This window comes from Aeromonas sp. R4-1, assembly GCF_040908325.1.
In the GTDB taxonomy this organism is placed as follows: Bacteria; Pseudomonadota; Gammaproteobacteria; order Enterobacterales; family Aeromonadaceae; genus Aeromonas; species Aeromonas veronii.
On the sequence record NZ_JBFODM010000060.1, the window covers coordinates 171,568 to 192,691 of the forward strand.

General features: G+C 62.4%; 17 protein-coding genes, 1 pseudogene and 1 riboswitch. Of the genes and pseudogenes, 9 read left to right on the plus strand and 9 right to left on the minus strand.

Annotation, left to right across the window (positions count from 1 at the left end; translation table 11 throughout):
• Positions 1-3 precede the first annotated feature (3 nt).
• The gene (locus AB5Y90_RS10395; RefSeq protein ID WP_236319968.1) at positions 4-2,856 is read left to right on the plus strand and encodes a valine--tRNA ligase; all 2,853 of its coding nucleotides are present in this window, start codon (positions 4-6) and stop codon (positions 2,854-2,856) included.
• A gap of 67 nt (positions 2,857-2,923) precedes the next feature.
• On the opposite strand, the gene AB5Y90_RS10400 is transcribed toward AB5Y90_RS10395, so the two are convergent.
• Positions 2,924-3,910, minus strand: a complete 987-nt coding sequence (locus AB5Y90_RS10400) for a sodium:calcium antiporter (protein ID WP_307896043.1) — start codon at positions 3,908-3,910, stop codon at positions 2,924-2,926.
• Positions 3,911-3,998: 88 nt separating this feature from the next.
• A riboswitch (yybP-ykoY riboswitch) is annotated at positions 3,999-4,105 on the minus strand.
• A 172-nt stretch (positions 4,106-4,277) separates the two neighbouring features.
• On the opposite strand from AB5Y90_RS10400, the gene AB5Y90_RS10405 reads away from it, so the two are divergent.
• Positions 4,278-4,865, plus strand: coding sequence for a superinfection exclusion B family protein (locus tag AB5Y90_RS10405; protein WP_005336432.1), 588 nt, complete (start codon positions 4,278-4,280; stop codon positions 4,863-4,865).
• A 97-nt stretch (positions 4,866-4,962) separates the two neighbouring features.
• Here AB5Y90_RS10405 and AB5Y90_RS10410 read toward each other — a convergent pair whose 3' ends face one another.
• Both AB5Y90_RS10410 and AB5Y90_RS10415 read right to left on the minus strand, forming a co-directional pair.
• Positions 4,963-5,823 carry a GyrI-like domain-containing protein gene (locus tag AB5Y90_RS10410; protein ID WP_204382786.1) on the minus strand — a complete coding sequence of 287 codons (861 nt, stop codon included), beginning with the start codon at positions 5,821-5,823 and terminating at the stop codon, positions 4,963-4,965.
• Between the two features lie 4 nt (positions 5,824-5,827).
• Positions 5,828-6,325 carry a GNAT family N-acetyltransferase gene (locus tag AB5Y90_RS10415; protein WP_368166851.1) on the minus strand — a complete coding sequence of 166 codons (498 nt, stop codon included), beginning with the start codon at positions 6,323-6,325 and terminating at the stop codon, positions 5,828-5,830.
• 161 nt (positions 6,326-6,486) lie between these two features.
• On the opposite strand from AB5Y90_RS10415, the gene AB5Y90_RS10420 reads away from it, so the two are divergent.
• On the plus strand, positions 6,487-7,935 hold the full coding sequence (locus tag AB5Y90_RS10420) for a catalase (RefSeq protein ID WP_368166852.1): 1,449 nt from the start codon (positions 6,487-6,489) through the stop codon (positions 7,933-7,935).
• Between the two features lie 467 nt (positions 7,936-8,402).
• Here the strand turns inward: AB5Y90_RS10420 and AB5Y90_RS10425 are convergent, their stop codons facing one another.
• Positions 8,403-8,720 carry a DUF1496 domain-containing protein gene (locus AB5Y90_RS10425; RefSeq protein WP_005356765.1) on the minus strand — a complete coding sequence of 106 codons (318 nt, stop codon included), beginning with the start codon at positions 8,718-8,720 and terminating at the stop codon, positions 8,403-8,405.
• 223 nt (positions 8,721-8,943) lie between these two features.
• Here AB5Y90_RS10425 and AB5Y90_RS10430 point away from each other — a divergent pair.
• Positions 8,944-10,116 (plus strand): annotated as a pseudogene (locus AB5Y90_RS10430) (hypothetical protein); the annotation flags it as partial.
• Positions 10,117-10,495: 379 nt separating this feature from the next.
• Positions 10,496-11,272, plus strand: a complete 777-nt coding sequence (locus AB5Y90_RS10435) for an ABC transporter substrate-binding protein (protein WP_058058128.1) — start codon at positions 10,496-10,498, stop codon at positions 11,270-11,272.
• A 12-nt stretch (positions 11,273-11,284) separates the two neighbouring features.
• Here AB5Y90_RS10435 and AB5Y90_RS10440 read toward each other — a convergent pair whose 3' ends face one another.
• A complete protein-coding gene (locus AB5Y90_RS10440; protein ID WP_368166853.1) occupies positions 11,285-12,133 on the minus strand; it encodes a response regulator transcription factor in 849 nt (282 codons plus the stop codon).
• A 145-nt stretch (positions 12,134-12,278) separates the two neighbouring features.
• On the opposite strand from AB5Y90_RS10440, the gene tyrS reads away from it, so the two are divergent.
• From tyrS to AB5Y90_RS10455, 3 genes are all read left to right on the plus strand, one after another.
• Positions 12,279-13,544, plus strand: coding sequence for a tyrosine--tRNA ligase (gene tyrS, locus AB5Y90_RS10445; protein ID WP_069528506.1), 1,266 nt, complete (start codon positions 12,279-12,281; stop codon positions 13,542-13,544).
• 168 nt (positions 13,545-13,712) lie between these two features.
• Positions 13,713-14,624 carry a lipase family alpha/beta hydrolase gene (locus tag AB5Y90_RS10450; protein WP_368166863.1) on the plus strand — a complete coding sequence of 304 codons (912 nt, stop codon included), beginning with the start codon at positions 13,713-13,715 and terminating at the stop codon, positions 14,622-14,624.
• Positions 14,621-15,370 (plus strand): lipase secretion chaperone, encoded by a 750-nt coding sequence (locus AB5Y90_RS10455; protein ID WP_368166854.1) that lies wholly within the window; start codon positions 14,621-14,623, stop codon positions 15,368-15,370. The genes AB5Y90_RS10450 and AB5Y90_RS10455 overlap by 4 nt, the downstream gene beginning before the upstream one ends.
• Before the next feature lie 36 nt (positions 15,371-15,406).
• Here the strand turns inward: AB5Y90_RS10455 and AB5Y90_RS10460 are convergent, their stop codons facing one another.
• The 4 genes from AB5Y90_RS10460 to sgrR form a co-directional block, all read right to left on the minus strand.
• Positions 15,407-16,108, minus strand: a complete 702-nt coding sequence (locus AB5Y90_RS10460) for a hypothetical protein (protein WP_307896805.1) — start codon at positions 16,106-16,108, stop codon at positions 15,407-15,409.
• A gap of 44 nt (positions 16,109-16,152) precedes the next feature.
• Complete coding sequence (locus tag AB5Y90_RS10465; protein ID WP_368166855.1) at positions 16,153-16,548, minus strand: acyl-CoA thioesterase; 396 nt, start codon at positions 16,546-16,548, stop codon at positions 16,153-16,155.
• A gap of 264 nt (positions 16,549-16,812) precedes the next feature.
• Positions 16,813-18,990 (minus strand): catalase/peroxidase HPI, encoded by a 2,178-nt coding sequence (katG, locus tag AB5Y90_RS10470; protein ID WP_307896036.1) that lies wholly within the window; start codon positions 18,988-18,990, stop codon positions 16,813-16,815.
• A 145-nt stretch (positions 18,991-19,135) separates the two neighbouring features.
• Entirely contained in the window at positions 19,136-20,839 is a 1,704-nt protein-coding gene (gene sgrR, locus AB5Y90_RS10475) for an HTH-type transcriptional regulator SgrR (RefSeq protein WP_368166856.1), read from the minus strand.
• Between the two features lie 100 nt (positions 20,840-20,939).
• Between sgrR and AB5Y90_RS10480 the strand changes: the two genes are divergently transcribed.
• Positions 20,940-21,116, plus strand: coding sequence for a hypothetical protein (locus AB5Y90_RS10480; protein ID WP_108613440.1), 177 nt, complete (start codon positions 20,940-20,942; stop codon positions 21,114-21,116).
• The last annotated feature ends 8 nt before the right edge of the window (positions 21,117-21,124 follow it).

Sequence of the window (21,124 nt, forward strand, 5' to 3'; positions counted from 1 at the left end):
ACCATGGAAAAGACTTTTAATCACAACGCCATCGAACAGGCGCTCTATCAGCACTGGGAAGCCCAGGGTTACTTCAAGCCCCACGGCGACACCAGCAAAGACTCCTTCTGCATCATGATCCCGCCGCCGAACGTCACCGGCAGCCTGCACATGGGTCACGCCTTCCAGCAAACCCTGATGGATACCCTGATCCGCTACAACCGCATGCAGGGCAAGAACACCCTGTGGCAGGCAGGTACCGATCACGCCGGTATCGCCACCCAGATGGTGGTTGAGCGCAAGATCGCCGCGGAAGAGGGCAAGACTCGCCACGATTACGGCCGTGATGCCTTCATCGACAAGATTTGGCAGTGGAAGGAAGAGTCCGGTGGCACCATCACCCGCCAGATGCGCCGTCTGGGCGACTCCGTGGATTGGGAGCGCGAGCGCTTCACCATGGATGAGGGTCTCTCCGCTGCCGTGCAGGAAGTGTTCGTTCGTCTCTACGAAGATGGCCTGATGTACCGCGGCAAGCGTCTGGTGAACTGGGATCCGAAACTCAACACCGCCATCTCCGATCTGGAAGTGGAGAACCGCGAGATCAAGGGCCACATGTGGCACCTTCGCTATCCGCTGGCCAACGGCGCCAAGACTGCCGAAGGCAAGGATTACCTGATCGTCGCCACCACCCGTCCGGAGACCATGCTGGGCGATACCGCCGTGGCCGTGAACCCGGAAGACCCGCGCTACAAGGCGCTGATCGGCCAGCACATCCTGCTGCCGCTGGTGAACCGTCTGATCCCCATCGTTGCCGACGAACACGCCGACATGGAGAAGGGCACCGGTTGCGTGAAGATCACCCCGGCCCACGACTTCAACGATAACGAAGTGGGCAAGCGCCACAGCCTGCCGATGATCAACATCTTCACTCTGGACGCCCACGTGCGTGCCGAGGCCGAAGTGGTCGATACCAACGGCAACCCGAGCACCGCCTATGACGCAACCCTGCCGGCCGAGTTCGCCGGTCTGGAGCGCTTCGCCGCCCGTAAAGCGATTCTGGCCAAGCTGGAAGAGCTGGGTCTGCTGGACGAGATCAAGGATCACATACTGCAACAGCCTTACGGCGATCGCGGTGGCGTGCCCATCGAGCCGATGCTGACCGACCAGTGGTACGTGCGCGTGGCACCGATGGCCAAGACCGCTATCGAAGCGGTGGAAGATGGCCGCATCCAGTTTGTGCCCAAGCAGTACGAAAATATGTACTTCTCCTGGATGCGCGACATTCAGGACTGGTGCGTCTCCCGTCAGCTGTGGTGGGGTCACCGTATCCCGGCATGGTATGACGACGCAGGCAATGTCTACGTTGGCCGCAGCGAAGACGAAGTGCGCGCCAAGCACAGCATCCCGGCCGTAACCGTACTGCGTCAGGATGAAGACGTGCTCGACACCTGGTTCAGCTCCGCCCTGTGGACCTTCTCCACTCTGGGCTGGCCGAACAACACCGAGGCACTCAAGACCTTCCACCCGACCGACGTGCTGATGAGCGGCTTCGACATCATCTTCTTCTGGATTGCCCGGATGATCATGATGACCATGCACTTCATCAAGGACGAAAACGGCCAGCCGCAAGTCCCGTTCAAGACCGTCTACATCACTGGTCTGATCCGTGACGAAGAAGGCCAGAAGATGTCCAAGTCCAAGGGCAACGTGCTGGACCCGCTCGACATGATCGACGGTATCTCGCTGGAAGATCTGCTGGAGAAGCGCACCGGCAACATGATGCAGCCGCAGATGGCCGAGAAGATCGCCAAGCGTACCGCCAAGCAGTTCCCGGAAGGGATCGATGCCCACGGTACCGATGCCCTGCGCTTCACGCTGGCCGCGCTGGCCTCTACCGGTCGTGACATCAACTGGGACATGAAGCGCCTGGATGGCTACAACAACTTCTGCAACAAGTTGTGGAACGCCTCCCGCTATGTGCTGATGAACACCGAAGATCAGGATTGTGGCTTTAATAGCGGCGAGATGCAGTTCAGTCTGGCGGATCGCTGGATCCAGTCCCAGCTGCAAGTGGCTATCCGTGACTTCCGCACCGCCCTCGATACCTACCGCTTCGACATCGCCGCTGGCGTGCTGTACGAATTTATCTGGAACCAGTTCTGTGACTGGTATCTGGAGCTGACCAAGCCGGTGCTGACCAAGGGTTCCGAGGCCGAGCAGCGCGCTGCCCGCCATACCTTGGTGACCGTGCTGGAAACTCTGCTGCGTCTGGCACACCCGATCATCCCGTTCATCACCGAGACCATCTGGAAATCGGTCGCTCCGCTGGCTGGCGTACACGCCGACACCATCATGATTCAGGCCTTCCCGGAGTTCGACGCCGCCAAGGTGGACGAAGCCGCGATGGCGGATCAGGAGTGGGTGAAGGAGTTCATCGTCAGCATCCGCAACATCCGCGCCGAGATGAACGTGGCCCCGAGCGTACCCCTCAACGTGCTGCTCCAGTGCGATGCCAAGGATGCCCAGCGCGCCGCTGACAACGAGGCCTTCCTCAAGTCCCTGGCCCGTCTGGAATCCATCCGCGTACTGGCGGACGGTGAAACCGCCCCGCTGTCAGTGAAGAAGCTGATCGGTGCCACCGAGCTGATGATCCCGATGGCCGGTCTCATCGACAAGGATGCCGAACTGGCCCGTCTGGCCAAAGAGGTTGCCCGTCTGGTGGGCGAGTGCGGCCGCATCGAAGGCAAACTCGGCAACGAAGCCTTCGTCGCCAAGGCGCCGGAAGCGGTCATCGCCAAAGAGCGCGAGAAGCTGGAAGATTACCGTCTCCAGCTGACCAAGCTGGAAGCCCAGCAGGCCGAGATCGCCGCGCTGTAAGCACCGCCCCAACCGATACAACAAAGCCCCCTTGGCAGGGGGCTTTTTCATATCCGCGCTCCCCGTTTCAGCTCACCAGCAGCCAGCCGCAGAAGCCGAGATAAAGCAAGCCCACCAGTGCCAACCGCCCGGCGGTCATCACCCCCTTTCTGAACCCCCACCAGAGCCCCCCCACCGCCAGCAGGGTCACCAGCGAGGAGACCATCATGGCGCCATCCAGCAGCCAGGGGGTAAAGAGCAGACAGAAGGCCTTGGGGATAGTGCCTTGGATCATCATGGCCCCGGAGATATTGGCCAGCGCCAGCCGGTTCTTGCCCTGTCGCACCCAGATCAGCACGTTCATCAGCTCCGGCATCTCGGTCGCCACCGGACTCAGCAGCAGGGCCGCCAGCACCGGAGAGAGGCCAAACAGCTCGCCCATGCTCTCCAGCTGATGGACAAACAGCTGGGCCGCCAGCGCTACCACCACCAGCGCAGCCAACGTCTGCAGCAACACCTTGCCAAGGGGCGGGATCCCGGCATCGGGTGCCAATTTGAGGGGCTCCGGCAATTCGACTTCGTGGCTGTCACTCTGTTTCAGCTCGCGCCTTACATAGACGAGGTAGACCAGCAGGAAGAGCGGGGCCAGCCAGCTCTTGCCGGTGAAGGCGACCAGCCCCAGCGCGGTCGCCACCAGAAAGATGCCGATAAACCAGCGCTGATCCCGGCCAATCTCGCGCTGCACCTCGCCATCGATGGCCCGTTCGGTACGCCCCATGCAAAGCAGCAGGGTGAGGCCGACTGCCGCATAGCCGATGGTCGCCAACACCAGCGGCCCGCCAAGGGCGGCGCCAATGCCGATCTCCTGCTGGGCGGTTGTGTTGCCCATCAGCAGAGCGGTCAGGGTCACGATACACTCGGGTAGCGCCGTACCCAGTGCCGCCAGCAGCGAACCGGTGGCGCTTTGGGAGAGTTTGAAGTGGTGGCCGGTCCACTCGATGCCGTTGACGAAGTATTCGCAGGCAAGGTAGATCGTGACCGCAGAGACGAGAAATAACAGCAGGGTAATCAACATAATAGATACCGCCAGGCGAGCAGAATAACCGATGGACCCGATATGGCTCGCCCGGCTGGCGTGCATATCGAGGCCAAAGGTCTTGCAGAGCGATAGTGCCTATCGCCGCCCATGCCATGGATACGAGGATCCAAGAGTGTTGACATGGGCCCGGCCCGGAATGCGGGCGGGTTGCTACTCCCCAATGACTGAGGGGACGTTTTAGCAACTCGACCGCCGCCTCACAAGGCAAATTAATGATAACTCATTCAATAAGTTGTAAGGGAATGTAACCTCGCCTGCCCTCCCTCCTCGCCGCTATTGCGCTGTTGGCACACCGATTGCTGTAGGTAGTTCACTATCCACAACAGTTTGGGAAGGATGAACAATGAAACGGTGGATCCAACATTTCTATCAACTGAACCGCCTCAATTGGCTGATGGTCTGGTTGTTGCTCTGCTGCAGCATCATTCTGCTGTTTCCGGCCGGGCTGATGAAAGGGGCAGTCAGCCAGTGGGCTGCGGATCATGCGGCCTGGCTGGGGGTCGGCATGCTGATCGCCATCTCCTACTTCTGCAGTCAGGGCTTCCTGATCGCCTGGGAGTGGGCGTGCGAAGAGTGGCAGGCACGCCGTCAGCAGGACCAGCTGGCCCAGATGATCGGCTTCCTCGACTTCAACGAGAAGGCGGTGCTGCGCGAGTTCGTGCTGCAGCGTAAAAGCGTCATAAACTTGCCGATCACCGAGCCCGCCGTCAAAAACCTGATGGATGCCGGCGTCCTCACCTACGCCTACGGCAAGCCGACCCGGGAGAAGGATGACGAGAACCAGATCCGCGCCCTGATGATCGCCCTGCCCGCCCGACCGCTGCTCACCTACAAGGTGCTGGGGCTGTCGCGCGGCAAGATGAGCGACGAGCAGGTGGAGCAGATCATGAATGCCCGTCCCAAGTTCGCCCAGAAGGGGTTCCAGCGCTAACCGCCGCCCCATCCGCCAGATGAAAAAGAGCCGGACACTGTCCGGCTCTCTAATTTCTGCGCGACATGATGTACCGCTCAGCTTCCCCTTCTGCGCCCTACCCCTTGAGGCTGGAGCAAAAGCTGACATCGTCCTGCACCGGATCATCGCTCATGCTGTGATAGAGCTCGAAGCAGGGGCCATTGCCAAACTCCAGCCCGGCAGCAACGATGTCGCCGATATGTTCCTGCCAACGCGGGCCATACTGGCTGCGGTCGGTAATAAGATAGCGGGACTGCGCGTAACGACCGGCGGGAATAAGCTGGATCTCGACCGCACCCATCCCCACCGTCCCCGCAGGCACCGTCACCCCGATGTCAGTGCGACACTGGGCTGGCGGGGTCACCTCGGGGTTATCGTGATAGATGAAGATCCACTCCCCACCTTCCAGACCGCGGGCACTGGCCCACTGATGCAGCTGGCTGCAGACGGGGTCATACCCCTCGCCATAGGGGCCGGTGACACGCATATAGGCCAGAGTGCGGGCATCCATCTCAATGGTTTTCATGGTATTGCTCCTTGCTGATGAGTGACCCTCAGCATAAGGATTAGGCTGCACAAGTGCGTGTCCATCCTTGCTCATCAAGTGTCCATTCTTGCTCTTGTCGCGGCGAAACTCTCCCGGCGAGCAACCATAGTAACGGCGAAATACCTTGGCAAACGCCTGGGAGCTGGCGAGCCCCGCCCCCAACGCAATGGCCGTGACACTGGCATCGGTATAACAGAGCTGCCAAGCAGCCCGCTGGATGCGCAGACGACGACACATCTCCCCGGGCGTCTCCCCCGCCACAGCCGTAAACACCCGGTGAAAATGGTAGAAAGACAAGCAGGCACTGCTTGCCAGCGTTTCGATGGAGAGATCGGGATTCTGCTCCAGCGCCCGGATCACCGGGCGCAATCTGGCCTGATAGTCGACCATGCCGTTAGCGACTGACGCTCCCCGCAACTCTGGCCATATAGAGCGCATCCACATAACGCCCCTGGCGGAAGGCATAGTCACGGGCTCGCCCCTCCTCGGTAAAACCGAACTTGCGATAAAGCGCCTGTGCGGCCTCATTGTCGGTATAGACGGTCAGCTCAATCCGGTGCAGGTTGAGCCAGTTATCGGCCAGATCCAGCGCCGCTGCCATCAGGGCAGAGCCAACCCCCTTGCCAGCCCAGTCATCCCGCACTCCCATGCCAATCCCGGCCACATGCTTGCGTCTGGGATTGGGCTCCACATGCAATGAGATCTGACCCACCAGCCTCCCATCGGCCTCCGCCACCAAGGCGACCACATCACCGTTCTCCAACCGTTTTTGCCACTGGCTAAGGGGTGGCATAGGCAGGTGCAAAGTGCCCGCCTGGGCATTGGGCATGGCGTAAAGATCCCGCAAGGCGGGGGCATCGGCGGGTTCGGCATGACGGATAGTAATCTGCATATGAGGCTCCTTCTCGAAGCCTCCATCATGCAATATCCGGCGCGGTTACACATCCCCCAGCAACACCGATTTGTCTTGCCTATCAAAGAGCGAGGCAAGGCCCATTGGCCGAGCACGGCGCAGATCCGTAGGCTGGCCCCATATCAACAAGGAGAGAAGCCATGACTGACAAGACCCTGCACAGCGCCAACGGCGCCCCCGTCGTCGACAACAACAACAGCCTCACCGCCGGCCCGCGCGGCCCCATCCTGATGCAAGACATCTGGTTGATGGAGAAACTCGCCCACTTCGACCGCGAGCGCATTCCCGAGCGGGTGGTTCACGCTAAGGGCTCGGGCGCCTACGGCACCTTTACCGTGACCCACGACATCAGAGCGTTCAGCAAGGCCGATCTGTTCAGCGCCATCGGCAAGCAGACCCCGGTGTTCCTGCGCTTCTCCACCGTAGCCGGTGAGAAGGGCGCCGCCGATGCCGAACGCGATGTGCGCGGCTTCGCCCTCAAGTTCTATACCGAGCAGGGCAACTGGGATCTGGTGGGTAACAACACCCCGGTCTTTTTCATCCGTGATCCGCTGAAATTCCCTGACTTCATCCACACCCAGAAGCGGGATCCGCGCACCAACCTGCGCAGCGCCACTGCCGCCTGGGACTTCTGGTCACGCCATCCGGAATCCCTGCATCAGGTCACCATACTGTTCAGCGATCGCGGCATCCCCAAGAGCCTGCGGGAGATGAACGGCTACGGCAGCCACACCTTCAGCTTTATCAACAACGCCAACGAGCGCTTCTGGGTCAAGTTCCACTTCAAGACCGAGCAGGGCCACAGCTTCTACACCGACGAAGAGGCCGCCACCGCCGTCGGGCAGGATCGGGAGACCAGTCAGGCGGATCTGTTCAATGCCATCGAGCGGGGCGACTTCCCGCGCTGGAAGGTCTATGTGCAGGTGATGCCGGAGGCCGAAGCCCAGACTTACAACATCCACCCGTTCGACCTCACCAAGGTGTGGCCGCACAGCGACTACCCGCTGATCCCGGTGGGCGTGCTGGAGCTCAACCAGAACCCGGACAACTACTTCGCCCATGTGGAGCAGGCCGCCTTTACCCCGGCCAACGTGGTACCCGGTATCGGCTTCTCGCCGGATCGCATGTTGCAAGGGCGGCTCTTCTCCTACGGTGACACCCAGCGCTATCGCCTTGGCGTCAACCACGGTCTGCTGCCGGTCAACGCCCCGCGCTGCCCGTTCCATCACGGTGCCCATCGTGACGGTGCCATGCGGGCAGACAGCAATGGCGGCGCCAGCCCCAACTATCAGCCGAACCGTTTCGGTACCCAGCAGCCGAGCGAGCAGCACGAACCGGCGCTGAGTCTGGAAGGGGCCGCCCTGCACTACGACTTCCGTGACTACGACAGCGACTACTACAGCCAGCCGGGCAACCTGTTCCGCATCATGGACGAGGGGCAGCGTTCACGGCTCGCCGCCAACCTGGCCCGCTCCCTCATCAATGTGGAAGATGACGCCATCGTCGCAGCCCAGCTCAAACACTTCGAGCAAGCCGACCCCGAGTATGCCAAACGGGTCGAACTGGCACTGGCCGCCTTGCAGCGCTAAGCCGCAAGCAGGCAAGATCTGCAAAAACAAAACGGGGGCCTGATGGCCCCCGTTATCGTGCTATTGACGGTGATAAATACAAAACGGAGCCCGAGGCTCCATTTTTCAATGCAGTATCAATCCCGGACGGAACGCGCTTCACGCTCTTCCCGCTCCCTTGCCAACAGGCGTTTGTACCACCCGTTACGGCAACCAAGCTGTGCATTGGAAGAGCACCGCCGAGCTGGTGATAAATACAAAACGGAGCCCGAGGCTCCGTTTTTTCAATGCTGTATCAATCCCGGACGGAACGTGCTTCGCGCTCTTCCCGCTCCCTTGCCAACAAGCGTTTGTACCACCAGCTACTGCGACGACGTTGTGCATTGGAAGAGCGACGAGCCATTTCTTAGGTTCCAGCCAAGAGAAGAAAGGAGCTGCATTATGCGACAGGGATCACGTCCATGTCTTTAGCTGGATCAAGAAAAGCCTCACTGACCCACGGAAATCGTCTTCTGATCTTTTGCTCCCCGGGTGGCAGGCAACACCACCGCAGGAGAGCGCCAGGCCAGCGCGCCATTGCTCTCGAGGTCGTTCAACGGGCCGCACTCCAACCAGATATCGCCCTGCAGAATGCGGGCCCCTTCGGAATATTTCTGATCCGCAAACCAGCAGACCCGCTCGGGCAATGAGCCCAGCGGCAACACCAGCTCGGGACTGGCAGACTCGCCCACCACAGTGGTTTTGGACGCGGCCAGAGCGGGGGCGAGCCAGAGGGAGGCCAGCAGGCAAAGCAGTACATTTTTCATGAGGGGGATCCTGTTTCGATGGGAGGCATTCTCGAAGAGTCGACCAGCCCCGGGGTTTACTTGACTGACAATCATACTGCCTGCTGGCATTGTGGAACCAATATGGTAGCCTGCCAGCGTCTGCGGGCAGTCTCTCGCTGCCACGCGCAAACTTCCGGTGAATTTGTCACGTCCTGACAAAATATAACCTTATTTATCAAATCGTTATTTGGATGTTATCCCAATGCGTATCATGCCGTTGCTTCAGGCGGCCTGCCTGAGCCTGATGTTGTCCGCCTGCGTTGCCCCATTGCTGATGATGAGCCCCACCAGCCAGCTGATGTGGGCCCTGCTCAAGCCGCTGGTCGGCTTTGACCCGAACGAGGTCAATCTGTTCGAACAACCCCTGATCAAGGATCGGATGACCGCCATCCTTGGCCCCAACTACGACAGCACCATGCAATTGCTCAAGACCGCCAATGAATTGCAGCAGGAGGGTCCGCTGTTTTACGTCGTATCCCGTTATGCACCTGTACCCGATATAGCCAAGCAGGCGGGGATGGTGTGGAACTCGCAAACCAACCAGATGTCTGTATTGCTGCAAAAAGGGGATGGCACCACCCTGACCTTCGGCGAAAATCTGGCGGGCACGGCACCGACCTGGCCAACCGCCATGCAGGGCTGGCAGACCCCCGCCAGCCAGCTCACCCCGGCGACCAATGCCCTGACTGGCGCAGCGACCAGTCAGAGTGGCGCCTCCCCCTTCTCCCTTGGCAGCGCGCTGGGCACAGTGACCCGCGGCGTCACCGGCTCGCTGACCAACAGCGCCAGCCAGGCCATCAGCGGCGTAGCCTCCCACGCCACCGGACAGGCCACCCAAGCGGTGAGCCAAAGCACGACCGATCTGACCCGTAGTGCAACCACCGCGGTCACTGCGCCAGCCAAGCAAGCGGTGAGCAGCACTGCTGCCACCGTGACGCAAGAAGCCACCAAGGCCGTTGTCACACCTGCCAAACAGGCTGTCAGCAGCGCAACTGCGACCGCGGCGCAAGAAGCTACCAAGGCCGTTGCCGCTCCTGCCAAGCAAGCCGTCAGCAGCGCTGCTGCGACCGCGACCCAAGAAGCTACCAAGGCCGTTGCCGCGCCTGCCAAACAGGCTGTCAGCAGTGCCACTGCGGCCGCGACGCAAGAAGCCACCAAGGCCGTTACCGTTCCTGCCAAGCAAGCCGTCAGTAGCGCCGCTGCGGCCGCGACCCAAGAAGCGACCAAGGCCGTTGCCGCTCCTGCCAAACAGGCCGTCAGTAGCGCCGCTGCGACCGCGACCCAAGAAGCCACCAAGGCCGTTGCCGCGCCTGCCAAACAGGCTGTCAGCAGTGCCGCTGCCACCGCGACCCAAGAAGCCACCAAGGCCGTTGCCGATCCAGCCAAGCAAGCCGTCAGCAGCACTGCTGCCACCGTGACGCAAGAAGCCACCAAGGCCGTTGCCGTTCCTGCCAAACAGGCCGTCAGCAGCGCCGCGGCGACCGCGACCCAAGAAGCCACCAAGGCTGTTGCCGTTCCTGCCAAGCAAGCCGTCAGCAGTGCCGCATCCCATACGGCCGGAGAGAGCGTCGCCGATGCCGCCAGAGCGGCGGAGGCCAAGGCGCGCGCCAAGGCAGAGGCGGAGATGGAAGCCCTGCTCAAATAAACAGACAGGCCACCGAAAGGTGGCCTGTTTTTTATCCCGCTACCGGATCATGACGTTATGGAAAAGGCCACATAGACTGTTAGGTAACTACCCGCACAAGGAGTGCATCATGCGTCGTCTGCTCCCTGCTCTCGCTTCTCTCGCCCTGTTTATCGCGCTCCCGGCTCCGGCACTTATCTACTATTCGGAGCAGAACATGCCACTCAATGGCCTGGATAAAAATGGTCAGCCTGTGGGGTTGGCGGTCGAGTTGCTGCGCCTGATGTGGCGCGAAATGGGAGAGCCGGAGCAACCCATCCACTTTCTGCCCTGGGCCCGCGGCTGGTATCTGCTGACCCAGCAGCAAGAGGCCGTGCTCTTTACCACGGCGCATACCAAGGAGCGGGATCCCCACTTCCTCTGGGTCTGCCCCATCAGCCACTCCAGGGTCGCTCTGGTCGGCCGCAAGCAGGATGCCCCCAAAGTGGCCAGCAAAGCGGATCTCGCCAAACTGCAGATTGGTGTGATGCAGGCAGATGTCGGGGAGCAGTTGCTGCTCAACCGCGGGATCAGCCCGGGCAATATGATGTCGGTGGAGCGCATGGATCAGGTGGTGCGCCAGCTCATCATGGCACGCACCGATCTGGTGGCGGGCAACGAGGTGATGTTGCGCCATCAGGCCAAAGAGCTGGGTTTCCCCAGCGAGGATTTTGTCACCGTCGCGATCATTGAAGAGCAGGACAACTGCTTCGCCTTCAACCTGAGGGCAGACAAGCAACAGGTTGCCCGCCTGCAACAGGCGCTGGACAAGGTCAGACAGGGGGATGAATACAAGCAGCTGATGAAGCGCTACCAGTTGCTCAGTATCCTGCCCGAAACCACTCCCACCATCCCGCGCCTCGAGTAACCCCGGCCCACCCTATGGCGGGCTCTCTCTATCTCCCGCCGATGACGCCTGCGATGCCTCCACCGGCGCCGTAATGAGGTGGTTCAGAAAGAGATTGAACAGCTCGGCCCGCGAGCCGAGCCGCAGCTTGCCATAGAGATGCTTGCGGTGATTCTTCACCGTGCCGCTGCCAATCCCGAGCGCTGCGGCAATCGCCTCCGTATCCAGTCCCTGCAGCAGCAACTCCGCCACCTGCCGCTCGCGCCGGGTGAGCAGATCCCCCCCGACACTCGCCATCGCCAGCTCCACCGCGCTCTTGAGGCTGGCGCTATCTGGCAGCGCCGTGCTCTGGGCCAGCAGCGGCTGGCTCTGCCGCCACTGCTGACGACAGAGCGAATGCACCAGCGGGAACAGCTGCTCCAGCCTCGCCAGCTCGTCACGGCTGAGAGTACTGCGCTTGTCGAGTCGCCCCAGAAACAGCATCAGCGTCAGCCCGTCCCGCACCGGCAGGATCAGCCCCACCTCCTCCTGCCAGCCGGTAGCCTGATAGAAGTGGTGGCGATATTCGGGATCGAGCCGCCCTTGAGAGACCTGCGCCAGCGTCCAGACGCCGGCAGGCAAGCCCTGCTCCAGCGCCTGCATAAAGGGATCCTGACTGAAGTGGCTGGTGAGGTAGCGGTCAAACAACAGAGCCCGCTGATGATTGAGGTTGTCGTAGAGGTAGACGGGGCGCTGCCCCACCCCGAGCAGCAGGGCGCAATCAAACGCCACCTGTTGCTGGATCAGCCGCACCAGCGCCGCCGCAAAGGCGCTGCTGTGCAGGGCATCGACCACCCCGGTCATGCTGCGGGTCAAGGCATCTGTGGTGAATGGCTGGGTCATGGTGGCACGTTTCCGGTGACGGGGAGCGATTCCCCGCTATGGCTGAATGCTAGCACGAGAGTGGCAAAACTGTCCCTCAGGGGACATATCCGCCACCGGCCAGAACGGCGAGGATGACGGCTTTTCCCCTGTTGTTGGAGCACCCATGATCAACCCCCACCTGCTCGATGAGCTGACCGAGCGCGGCCTTGTGGCCCAGAATTCCGACCCGGCGGCCCTGGCCGATCATCTTGCCACCCCGCGCACCGTCTATTGCGGGTTCGATCCCACCGCCGGCAGCCTGCATATCGGTCATCTGGTGCCGCTCTTGATGCTGCGCCGCTTCCAGCTGGCGGGCCACACCCCGGTGGCACTGGTGGGCGGGGCAACCGGCCTTATTGGCGATCCCAGCTTCAAGGCGACCGAGCGCAGCCTCAACAGTGCCGATACCGTGCAGGGTTGGGTCGCCAGCCTGTCGGCCCAAATCAGGGCGCTGCTGCCCGCCGATGAGGGCCTGTCGGCCCCGCAACTGGTCAACAATGGCGACTGGATGGGTCAGATGTCCGCCCTCGACTTTCTGCGGGATATCGGCAAGCACTTCTCGGTCAATGCCATGCTGGCGCGGGAGTCGGTGCGCCAGCGGCTGGCCCGTCCGGATCAGGGCATCTCGTTCACCGAGTTCTCCTACGCTCTGCTGCAATCCTACGACTTTGCAGTGCTGCACCAGCGGCTCGGCTGCACCCTGCAGATTGGCGGCAACGACCAGTGGGGCAATATCACCAGCGGCATGGATCTCACCCGTCGCCTCCATCAGGCGCAGGTGCACGGCATGACCCTGCCCCTCATCACCAAGGCAGACGGCACCAAGTTCGGCAAGACCGAGGGTGGCGCGGTCTGGCTCGATCCGGCGCTCACCTCCCCTTACGCCTTCTACCAGTTCTGGCTCGGCACCGCGGATGAGGATGTCTACCGCTTCCTGCGCTACTACAGCTTTATGTCGCTGAGCGAGATTGATGCACTGGAGGCGGAAGACGCGAAGCGGCAGGGGCGAAAGCAGGCCCAGCAGGTGCTGGCCGACGAGCTGACCGAGCTGGTACACGGCAAGGCGGCGCTGGCTGCGGTGCAGCGCATCAGCGAACTGCTGTTTAGCGGCGATGTAGCTCGCCTCGGCGAGAGCGATCTGGCCCAGCTGGCGCAGGATGGCATGCCGAGCAGCACCGTCAGCGGCGAGACGGATCTGGTCAGCCTGCTGGTCAGCTGCGGTCTGGCGAACTCCAGGCGTATCGCCCGCGAACTGCTGGCTGCGGGCGCCATCAGCCTCAATGGTGTGCTCAAGCAAGATGATCAGCTGAGCGCCACTGATCGGCTATTTGGTCGCTACCTGCTGCTGCGCCGGGGCAAGAAGCAGTATCACCTGGTGGAGTGGCAATAAGCCACAGGGCGGGGAGCACAACCTCCCCGCCCACACCCTGAACCCCTTTTGAATCCCGAGTTGCGATCCCCCTCACAGCCTCTCCCGTCAGCAGCCACCATACTGGCACCGGCGAACATGGAGTACGCCACACAATCTGTTCCTCACGATTCAACAAGGATGCTGATGATGAAGAGATGGCTTCTGGTGCTGTTCTGCACTCTGCCCATGCTGGCACACGCCAGCGGATACACCCAGACCCGCTACCCCATAGTGCTGGTGCACGGCCTGTTCGGTTTCGACAAGCTGCTCGGGGTCGATTACTTCTACGGCATTCCCCAGGCCCTGAGCCGGGATGGTGCCAAAGTCTACGTGGCCCAGGTGTCAGCCACCGCCAGTTCGGAACAACGGGGGGAGCAGCAGCTCGCCCAGGTTGAGCTGCTGCTGGCTGCCACCGGCGCCGAGAAGGTCAACCTGATCGGCCACTCCCACGGCGGCCCTACCATCCGCTATGTCGCCTCGGTCGCCCCCGAGCTGGTCGCCTCCGCCACCAGCGTCGGCGGGGTCAACTACGGCTCAGAGATTGCCGATCTGGTGCGGGCCAATGCCGCCCCCGGCAGCGCCGCCGAGAAGCTGGCTGCCGCCGCGGCCCACGCCCTCTCCGGCATGATTTCACTGCTCTCGGGCGGGAGCCAGCTGCCGCAAGATCCGGTAGCCGCCCTCGATGCCCTCACCAGCAAGGGGGCCAGCCAGTTCAACCAGCGCTACCCGGAGGGGCTGCCCAGCCGCTATTGCGGCGAGGGGCCGATGCAGGCCAGCAACGGCGTCTACTACTTCTCCTGGAGCGGGCGCGGCAACCTGACCAATCTGCTGGATCCGGTGGATCCTGCGCTGGCGCTGACCGGTGCCTTCTTCAAGGAGCCCAATGACGGACTGGTCGGGGTCTGCAGCAGCCACCTCGGCAAGGTGATCGGCACCGGCTACCGGATGAACCATCTGGACGAAGTGAACCAGTCCTTCGGCATCCACCATCTGTTCGAGACCGATCCGGTCACCCTCTATCGCCAGCATGCCAACCGTCTCAAGGAGCTGGGACTATGAAGATAGCCACCCTGCTCGTCGTGCCCTGCGCCATCACCCTGATGCTTGGCGGGGTGTTGCTCTGGCCCACGGCTCCGACGGCAGACTCATCCCCCGCTCAAGCCAGCCAGCATGCACAGAGCCACCCGCACGATCCCGAGCAAGAGGCCGCCGATGCCCTGCAGGCGCGCTATCGCACCTTTGTCTCCGCCCAGAGCAGCCTGACGGTGCCCACCGAGATCTCCCTCGCCAGCCTGCAGATCCTGTTTGACGAGCGGGAGCAGCTGCGCCAGCAGTGCTTTACCCCGGCCGAGCAGGCCCAGCTGTTTGCCGAGGATCGGCTGATGGAGCAGCTGACCCTGCGCCGCAGGGCGCTGGCGGAGGCAAGAGACAGCGACAAGTCGCAGCTGGCCAGCGAGCTGGATCTCTGGCTGGTGGAGCAACCGGGCTGGTTTCGCGAGGCGGAGGCCAACAGCCGTCTGCTTGAGGAGTTGCAAGGGCTGGCGCAGATGGACCCGGCCAAACTGGAGGCTCTGCTGCTGGAGACAGGGGGGCCGGAAGCGGTGGATCGGATGCGCCAGCTGGAGCAGAACCGGCAAGGGTTCGAGGAGCAGCTCAGCGGTTTTCTGGCCGAGCTCAGGCAACTACCGAACGAGGCCAGGGCCGAACAGCAGCAGGAGGTGCTGGCCCGCTGGTTCGAGCCCGGGCAGTGGCGCCGGGTCGAGGCGCTCACCCGGCTCAAGCTGGGGGAGCCACAAGCCGAATGAGAAAGGGGCCCGTGATGGGCCCCCTTGCTATTGCGCTTATTGCGGCTTGTTGGCCCCCGGCAGCGGCTGCCAGGTGAGGCGGGTTACCTGAGTGCCCTGCACCTCGCACTTGAGGCTCAGCTCTTGCCACCCCTTATCCTGACGCAGGGAGACCTCCCCCTCGATCCCCTGCTCGCCAATCTTCAGCTTCTCCTGCTCGAAGATCACCTTGTCGCCGTGGGCGAGCTCCATCAGCTTGCCGTTGCAGAGCCAGTGGGCGAGATCCGCCCCCTTCAGCTTGACGCCACCCTTGGCCGCCTTCTGCTCGGCCGCGCTCACCACAAACAGCTTGCTCAGCTCGGCGGCCCGCTTGGTGAGCCACTCCTGACGCTGCTGCATGCTCATTTTGCTGACGAACTCGGCGGGCTGGCCCTTCTCGTCCAGCCATTGGGTCAGCTTGCCGCTGTCGTCAAAGGCAAACTGGGCTGCAGGCTCTTTGACCCCGAATAGCTTGCCGCCCTTGAAGTAGTAGCGGCTCTCCCCTTCCAGCTTGCCCAGCTCGTTCATGATGGGCACGGCAATGATGACGGGGGCGCCATCGATCCAGGCCTTGATATCGACGCCGTCATGGCTGAATTGACGGGTATCGAGGGCACTCTCGGCCCCCTTCTCCATCAGGGTAAACTGCTCGGCGAGAGAAGCGGCCAGAGAAGGGAGGGAGCAGAATCCCAGGGTCAGCGCGATCGCTGTGTTGCGCATTGAGTTGTACATAGCACTCCTGTGATGGGCCATCCGGCCCGTGGTTAACTCTCTGTCAGCCAGGCCCGCAGCCCTTCCCGGTGAGCATCACTCAGGGGCAGGGATTGGCGGGCCCGGTAGTTAAAATGGATCAGGGTCGTTTCGGCGGTGACGGCCAGTTCGCCGCCCTGCCAGGCCTCCTGCCAGACCGTAAAGGAGCTGGTGCCGATGCGGCGCACGCCGGTCTTGATGGTGACCAGCTGGCCGTAGAACAGCTCCCGTTTGAACTGCACTGTGTAGCCCGCGATGATCAGATGCCAGTTATGCACATCCAGATCGGGGGAGAAGATCCGGAACAGGGGATCCCGCGCCGATTCGAACCAGACCGCCGGCACCGTATTGTTGATATGGCCGAGGGCATCCGTCTCCTGAAAGCGGGGTTGGATCTGCATTTCCAGCATGGGTTGACTCCTTGTCTCTTTGTTTCTGTCCTTGTCCGTTCATGGGACATCAGTGGCCAATGGGTGGCCGCCGGGCATCACCAGCGGATCAGCATGTTACATGATACTGCTGGCCCAAGCACAGGGATGCCAGCGGCCCTGCGCGACCGGCCAGCGGGTGTCGCAGCGCGGCGGATTGTAGGGCTGCACAGAAAAGCGGGCAGTAAAAAGCCCCGCACATCTTGGCTGTGCGGGGCTGGTGCAGATAACCAAACGGCTTGGGGACTAGCCGAGCAGATCGAAGCGATCCGCATTCATCACCTTGTTCCAGGCGGTGATGAAGTCACAGACAAATTTCTCCTTGTTGTCATCCTGGGCATAGACCTCGGCATAAGCGCGCAGCACCGAGTTGGAGCCGAACACCAGATCCACCCGGGTGGCCGTCCACTTCAGCGCGCCGCTGCGGCGATCGCGGATCTCGTAGAGATTGCTCGCTTTCGGCAGCCACTGGTAGCCCATGTCGGTCAGGTTAACGAAGAAGTCGTTGCTGAGTACCCCGACCCGATCGGTAAAGACTCCGTGCCCGGTAGCGCCGTGGTTGGTGCCGAGCACCCGCATCCCGCCGACCAGCGCCGTCATCTCGCAGGCGGTGAGCCCCATCAGCTGGGCACGATCCAGCAGCAACTCCTCCGCCGTCACCACATAGTCCTGCTTGAGCCAGTTGCGGAAGCCGTCGGCCAGCGGTTCCAGCACCTCGAACGAGGCCACATCGGTCTGAGCCTGAGTGGCGTCTCCCCGGCCCGGCGCAAACGGCACGCTCACCGTCACCCCGGCAGCCTGCGCAGCCTGCTCGATGGCGAGGTTGCCCCCCAGCACGATGAGATCCGCGACGCTGACGCCACACTCGGCCGCCAGCTTGTCATAGACCGCCAGTACCTTCGCTAGCCTCGCCGGTTCGTTGCCCGGCCAATCCTTCTGCGGCGCCAGCCGGATGCGGGCGCCGTTGGCACCGCCCCGCTTGTCGGAGCCTCGGAAGGTACGGGCACTGTCCCAGGCGGTAGTGACCCGCTCGCTGATGGAGAGGCCGCTGGCGGCGATCCTGGCCTTCACCGCCGCCACATCATAATCGGCACGTCCGGCTGGCACCGGATCCTGCCAGATCAGATCTTCTGTCGGCACATAGGGGCCGACATAGCGGCTCTTCGGCCCCATATCCCTGTGGGTCAGCTTGAACCAGGCGCGGGCGAAGGCGTCGGAGAAGGCCGCCGGATCATCGCGGAAGCGCTCGGCAATCTTGCGGTACTCGGGGTCGAATTTGAGCGCCATGTCGGCATCCGTCATCATGGGTTTGCAGCGGATCGACGGGTCCTCCACATCCACCGGCATATCCTCTTCGGCGATATTGATCGGTTCCCACTGATGGGCCCCCGCCGGAGATTTTTGCAACCACCAGTCGTACTTGAACAGCAGCTCGAAGTAACCGTTGTCCCATTGGGTCGGGTGGGTGGTCCAGGCCCCCTCGATGCCGCTGGTCACAGTGTTGCGGCCGATGCCGCGGCTGTGGTGATTGATCCAGCCGAGCCCCTGCTCCTCGAGGCTGGCCCCTTCCGGCTCGGGCCCGAGCTGTTTGGCGTCGCCGTTGCCGTGGGCCTTGCCGACGGTGTGGCCACCGGCGGTCAGCGCTACCGTCTCTTCATCATCCATCGCCATGCGGGCAAAGGTGACCCGCATATCCTGCGCAGTTTTCAGGGGGTCGGGCTGGCCATCCGCCCCTTCCGGGTTGACGTAGATAAGCCCCATCATCACCGCCGCCAGCGGGTTTTCCAGATCCCGCTCGCCGGAGTAACGACCGCCCGGCTTGCCGCTGGGCGCCAGCCATTCCTTCTCTGATCCCCAGTAGATATCCTTCTCCGGATGCCAGATATCCTCGCGGCCAAAGGCGAAGCCGAAGGTCTTGAGCCCCATGGACTCATAAGCCACGGTGCCCGCCAGAATAATCAAATCGGCCCAGCTGATCTTGTTGCCGTACTTCTTCTTGATGGGCCACAACAGGCGACGGGCCTTGTCGAGGTTGGCGTTATCCGGCCAGGAGTTGAGGGGGGCAAAACGCTGGTTGCCGCTGCCGCCACCGCCGCGGCCATCGGCGATGCGGTAAGTACCGGCCGAGTGCCAGGCCATGCGGATCATCAGGCCGCCGTAGTGGCCCCAGTCGGCGGGCCACCACTCCTGACTGTCGGTCATCAGGGCGGTCACATCCTGCTTGAGGGCCGCCATATCGAGCCCCTTCAAGGCTTCCCGATAGTTGAAACCGGCCCCCAGCGGATTGGTCTTGGTATCGTGTTGGTGAAGAATGTCGAGGTTGAGGCTCTTCGGCCACCACTCCATTCTGGACGTCTCGACGGAGGTGGTTCCCCCGTGCATGACCGGGCATTTTCCTGCGGAACTGTCTGAATTGTTGCTCATCGTTTTCCTCATTTGCTCTGCTGTCCATAACCTGAAACAGCATGGCACAGAGGCGTGACACAAACTGTGCAGCAGCGGCCGATTTACGGATCTTTCACGCAAGCGGCCACGGAGCACTCGTCAGCCGCGACAGAAATTGGACGAACTATGGCGCCTCTGCGGGTTGATGGGTCGGCTCGGGCCGCAGCCAGGCGCTGCGAAAATCGAACCAGCCGAGCGCCGTCATCCGCACCCCGTGCACGCCGACCCGGCTCTCCAGCTCCAGCCAGTGGTGAAACAGCGGCACAAACCAGCTCTGCTGCTGCACGGTTGCCAGCAGGGCGCGGGGGCCTGGTTCCTCACCGCTGGCGCGCCACTGCATCAACCCTTGCCACAACTCACGTTGACTGCTCCACACCTTGCGCAGCAACGGGGTGCCCTGCAACCAGGCGTAGGGGGCAAAGGGGCCGGCATGTTCGAGGTTGAGGGTGCCAAGCCAGAGATCCACGTCTTCATCATCGCCACTCACCCAGCGGCCGTAATCGAGGGTGCGCACCTCGAGCCGGATCCCCTGTTCGGCCAGCAGGCTGCTCATGGCGTTGGCGCACTCGTTGAACTCCAGATGCTGGTTGAAGCAGCCAAGCACCAAGGTTGTCGGCAACTGCGCCGGTGTGGGCAAGGGCGCGGGCAACGCTTCGCGCCAGTGGGGCAACAGGCCGAGGGCACTGGTCCAGCCCCGTTGCAACTCGGGGGCGACCCGTCCCATCAGGGCTACCGGATTGAGCAGTTGACCCAGCCACTGGCGCAGGGCGGGATCCTGCAAGGATCCGGAACGATCGTCCTGCAGCAAGAAATAGCAGCCCGACTCCAGCTCCGACTCGCCGCGCATGGTGCCGAGCTCAGGGCTGTCGCGCCCCAGCTGCAGGTGGGTCTCCAGCCGCTCCGCCAGCTCCGGCAGCATCCAGATATCGATCTCGTCGAGCAGGGCGCGCAGGCCGAAGTAGTCGTCAAACGCCGCAAGGCAAAGATGCAGGGGATCGTTGGCGGCCACCCGGTAAGGGCCAGTGCCCACAGGTTGCAGGGCAAAGCCCGCCTCCCCCTTGAGCTCCCGCGGCAAAATGGTCGCCACCGGCTCCGCCAGCAGGTGGGGCAGCCAGGGATCCGGGCTGTCGAGATAGAGATCCAGGGTGCGCGGCCAGGGGCTCTCCAGCCGGGTCAGATGGGAAAACAGCGGCCGATCCCGCAGGGCCAGCAGGCTCTCCATCACATCCTCCACCACCAGCTCGCGGCCGTGGTGAAAGCGCACCGCCGGGCGCAGATAGAAGCGCCAGTGACAGGGGCCCAGACACTCCCAGTGGTGGGCCAGATCCCCTTCGATTTCCCCATTTTCCTCATTTCGCCGGGTGAGGCCGTTGAAGATCTGGCGGCTCAGGTGAATTTCGGAGCGGCGCATCGGGCCGGTGGGCAGCAACTGCGGCAGCGGCCGGTAGTAGGGCACCCGCAGGATCTGGCGTCCCTCGCGGGTGGCCTGACCGAGCTGTTCAATCAGCAGCGGAGTGAGCAGATCGAGGCGATCCTCGGCCAGCCGCACCGCCTGCGCCAGCTGGCCCTGACTGAGCAGCTCCCGCAAGCGGCGCCGGGTCAGGCTCTCCTGACTGTCGAGCAGGGTGAGCCGGGAGCGCCGCCCCCGCCCCGCTTCCGCCGACCAGCTGAGCCAGCCCTGATCCTGCATCCGCCGCAGCAGCAGACGGGCGTTGCGTGGGGTGCAGCAGAGCAGATCCGCCACCTCGGCGAGGCTGATCTCCCGCTCATCGCTGCCAAGCAGCTGGGCGAGTCGTTGAAATTGCTGGTAGAGGCGGCCGGTCGGCATAAAAGAGGAAATCCTGTTGCTGTAAGTCATCAGTTTTTACTTCCGCATTTTAGCTCAATACTGCTGATGAACGTGAGAACCACAGTAGAGGAGCACCATCATGATCCACGCCAACCCCCTCAAACCGAACCGGATCCAGCAGACCTTGCGCCGTTACTTCAAGCGGATCCTGCCGCGCCCCTTGCCACTTATCGAAGATCCCATGCAGCAGCTCAACCGCCTGATGCAGTGGGACATGAACCAGATCGATGACAAGGAGTATCGCCGTCGCCTCTGAATGCGGGC